The organism is Acaryochloris sp. IP29b_bin.148, from assembly GCF_028285565.1.
In the GTDB taxonomy this organism is placed as follows: Bacteria; Cyanobacteriota; Cyanobacteriia; order Thermosynechococcales; family Thermosynechococcaceae; genus Acaryochloris.
In genome coordinates this window covers 1-4,015 of sequence record NZ_JANQOY010000027.1, presented here as the reverse complement: position 1 = coordinate 4,015, position 4,015 = coordinate 1, and the positions used below count along the sequence as shown (strand labels likewise).

Annotated in this window: 3 protein-coding genes; all 3 read left to right on the top strand. The window is 46.6% G+C overall.

The window, feature by feature from the left end; genetic code table 11:
* Positions 1-22 precede the first annotated feature (22 nt).
* Complete coding sequence (locus Q0986_RS02560; protein WP_299403247.1) at positions 23-532, top strand: hypothetical protein; 510 nt, start codon at positions 23-25, stop codon at positions 530-532.
* Positions 533-617: 85 nt separating this feature from the next.
* Positions 618-1,706 (top strand): ParB/RepB/Spo0J family partition protein, encoded by a 1,089-nt coding sequence (locus Q0986_RS02555; protein ID WP_299403243.1) that lies wholly within the window; start codon positions 618-620, stop codon positions 1,704-1,706.
* Between the two features lie 933 nt (positions 1,707-2,639).
* A partial coding sequence (locus Q0986_RS02550) for a hypothetical protein (RefSeq protein ID WP_299403240.1) occupies positions 2,640-4,015 on the top strand: 1,376 nt, incomplete at its 3' end.

The window sequence follows — 4,015 nt, the reverse complement described above, 5'->3', positions numbered from 1 at the left end:
TTATTGAGGTAACTGCAAGCTGATGGAAAGACCCACTGACATCCAAAGTATTGCATCAGAGTCAGCCAAAGCCATTGTGGAACAGTTTCTACAAACTATTCCCAAGGAATTACTGGACCAACTGCCTCAAGACTTCTTTGAAGATACTGGGGCTGAGTTACAGGCAGACATACGCGCTTGTATCGATTCACGACTGCGTTGGACGATACAATCTGCCTATGCAGAAACCCTTGAGCAACAAAGGAGAGAAACGCAATGCTATGACCAACCACAGCAAAGGATAAACTATTCACCTCCTGAACCTTTGCAAAAGCTCCCAGTGGAGAAACCTAAAATTCAACATCAATCGCGTCAGTCCACCTATGCAGCTACCACAGTTGACAATCGTAATGATCCAATAGAGACTGAAAGCTATATAGAAGCAGAACATTATTTAACCCTCAAGAAAAAATCACCTAATCGTCAAAGGAGGCGAAGGCGGCGCAGCGCTGCTGCGGAACACCAAGAATGTTTGCTTAACGCAACTTCATGAAGTAATCTCAGTTCACTGAGAAGCTTGTTACCAAAAGGCTTAGATGCTTTCATAGCGGTATGCTGTTGTATGCCGCTAATTCTTGATGCCTTCTCCACCACCCCAAAGCGAATCTTCAGAGTCCTCTATTCAAGCTGTTGAAATAGCAAAAATTCGCATGGATGGAGGAACACAACCCCGTGCCAAATTATTTGAAGAGGTAGTAGCTGACTACGCAGAGGACATGAAGCGAGGGGCAAAATTCCCACCTGTCATTATTTATTATGATGGCAAAGAATACTGGCTAGCTGATGGGTTTCATAGAGTACGCGCTAAAGAAGCCATTGGAAGAGAAGAAGTTACCGCTGAGGTACATCCGGGTACACAACGCGATGCTGTTCTACACTCTGTTGGAGCTAATGCGGCACACGGATTAAGACGGACAAACGCCGACAAGCGCCGTGCAGTTAATAGGCTCGTTCGTGACCATGAATGGCGAAAATGGAGTGACCGAGAAATCGCTAGACGGTGTGGAGTGAGTCATGGATTTGTTGGTGTAATCAGAGCCGAGCTATCTGGTCGCTATAGCCAGATGGATGAATCTACAAAAAATGTTGATCCCAATACTCGCATGGCAATTAGAGGTGGTACTGTTTACGAGATAGACACTACTGGTCTTCGTCAAGGCTCTCAAGCTGACAAGAAAAAGCCTATACGAAAGCGGACGAAGAAAAAGGCTGCCACCACCAAACCTTCGGAAGAACAAACCAGAAATGTTAATCAAGGCGACCTTTGGAAGTTAGGCAAATCGCACTATTTATTTTGTGGAGATCCATCTTCCAAGAAATTTCAAGGACTACTACCTCGTGAAATTGGGTTATTTATGATCTTCTTGGAAACATTGGAGGACTGGCCTAAAACCATTCCAGAAAATTCAATGAATGCCTTACTGTTCTATACTTCACACGGCGAAGACTTTCATCTAGAAACTATAAGAGTGATTACTGAAAATTGCGTGTCAGGGACAACAGATGCAAATGACCCGGTAGTAATGATCAACCTTATTGACCCCTCTTTGTTCGTCTTGATAGATGTTCTTGAATGCCCCTGTTACTGTGCTGAGCCTGATCCCCAGCGTTGCTCAGATGCCCTCACTGCCTGGTCAGTCACCAAGCAACCAATTAGGAAAGTGTAACCTTTCGTTAGACATAGCTTTTAACATAGCTTTTTGCTCGTCTACAGACAGACAGACATAGCTTTTGACATAGCATTTCTAGATTTCCAACTCAAATATCTCACATTCAAAAAATCATCCTGCTAATTTCTAGGTTATTACTATAATGTAGATAGAATAAGGATTCTAGAAAAAACTGACCTATAGAAAAGGTTATAGATATTTTCAATAGAGATTTGTTATTGAGAATATAGCTCCCGTCATTTACTGTGATCGTGATCGTCCCGCAAAATTATTTAAAATCAAACCGAAACTACTAAGTGTCGGAGGTATCTAATACCAAACGCTCCGCTAATTATTTTTTTGTTGTATGATCGCGGTGAGCAATCTGCCAATCCAAAAAACTCTTCTGCCTATCTCCGACCTTGGCTTCCAGTCGAAGTTGGTATTGTCTAACATCATTCAAGCTTTGATTAGCTTTATCTGCGTTCAGCAGTAGTCAAACCTAGTTCAGTCCTCAAAATTTTCTTGAGAACAAACTCTTGAGACATTTCTTGACAGTACCCTATTCAATTGGTGCTGTGTATCTAGGTATATAAATACGCTAAAAGCTTGATCGATCACGGCTTTCAGTGTATTTAAACCCTATTACTTAACCAATCAGGAGGTGCTTTATGGATTAAGAACCCTTTAAACGATCAAACCCCAACTGAAACAGAAGGGGAATGTCGTAGACATATATTTTGCGGTAGGGCGGGAACCTTAGCTTGATTGGCCTCGGGCATGGGTTACCTGGGTTTTACCGTGCTTAGATTTTAGCCTTAGCTTGCAACTAAATGCAAGTTTTTGCTGAAACCTTTGCCACGGCTCCCTTTCGCTACATCCAGAAAACTTAAGGGAGTTCATAAATGAACCATCTTTTTCGCACCCAGCTATGGGCATGGGAGCTAGTCCATGTCTAGCTTTCAGAGCACTACGAGTAAACTCCACGCCACAAATCGCTCCAACCCTTGCGCCCTCTGCGGGGACACCACAGGCAAATGCAGGAGGGCAGGCAATCTCAATCTCTGCATGACCCTATCAGGCCAGATCGAGGGATATCGCTACCTCGGTCAATCCAAAGATGGACTCTGGGGTAAATACATCCCAGATGACGGGCAAGACCTCAGCCAGGAAGAAAGGGAGCGTCGATGGCAAGAGCAGCGCATTCTTCGGGAACAACGTGCCCAAGCCGAGGCCCAACGCCATGCCCAATCCCTACCCGCAATTGAACGGGATCAGCACTACCGTCAACTCCTTGACCAGCTCACCTTGCACCCAGCAGATCGGGCTGACTTGCATCGACGGGGATTCACCACTGAGCAAATCAACGCTTGGGGGGTAAAGTCAGTTGAGCAGTGGCAATCCCTCACTTCTGAACTGCCCCATACCTTATCGGGAATTGGCTTAGACGGTCAATCCTTGATTACCCCAAGACCAGGCTATCTCTGCCCCATCGTTGATGCGGATGGCCTTATCGTCGGATTCCAAGTCAGGGCACGAACCGCTGAGGGCGGTCGCTACTACTGGCTCACAGGTAAAACCAAGAAACGACCCCACGGACCCACCCCTCACCTTTCCAATGGTGAATTACCCTTATCCGTCCATCGTCCAGAACAAATCACCAGAGACGCTATCGCACTCGTTGAGGGGACAGGCGCTAAGCCTCACTTGCTTGCTCAAAGGCTAGGCCAAGTGACCATCGGTGCAGCGGGGGGATTGTTCGCGGCATCCCCTGAAACCCTGAAAGCAACGCTAGCCCAGCTTGGGACACCAATTGTCGAGTTCTACCCCGATGCTGGAGCCATTCAAAACAAATCAGTACTACGGCAATATCGGGCAACCTGGGCACTGCTGAAGGACTGGGGTTACAGTGTAGAGGTCGCCTGGTGGAAGCAAACAGACAAACGCATCCATCTTGACATTGATGAACTGGACGACCTCGGTCATATTCGGTTTTTGTCAGTGGCCGATTTTGAGCAGATTGCAGCTCAGTGCAACCAATTACTGCACAAGCTCCAAGATGCTCTGACCACGTTTACCCGTCCTTCATCACCCGCTCAAGGGTTTGCACCTCCCAATGAACAAACCCAGGCCCCTAACCCTCGCGGAACAAAGCGAACTGCACCAGATGACGAGCGTCTTGCAACGCAGCCTGCAACAAGCCGCCGAGCAAAAAGAGCCCATCGCCGCACTGCACGGCTCCTTGCAGCTCATCGAAGACACGGATATATTTCCAGACTTCGACTGGAAAATTATCGAAGACGCATTAGAAGACATGCTGCAACAAA

Excerpts from the sequence above, each read along its gene's own strand:
- Q0986_RS02560 (WP_299403247.1), top strand. The coding sequence starts at position 23 with ATGGAAAGACCCACTGACATCCAAAGTATTGCATCAGAGTCAGCCAAA.
- Q0986_RS02555 (WP_299403243.1), top strand. The coding sequence starts at position 618 with ATGCCTTCTCCACCACCCCAAAGCGAATCTTCAGAGTCCTCTATTCAA.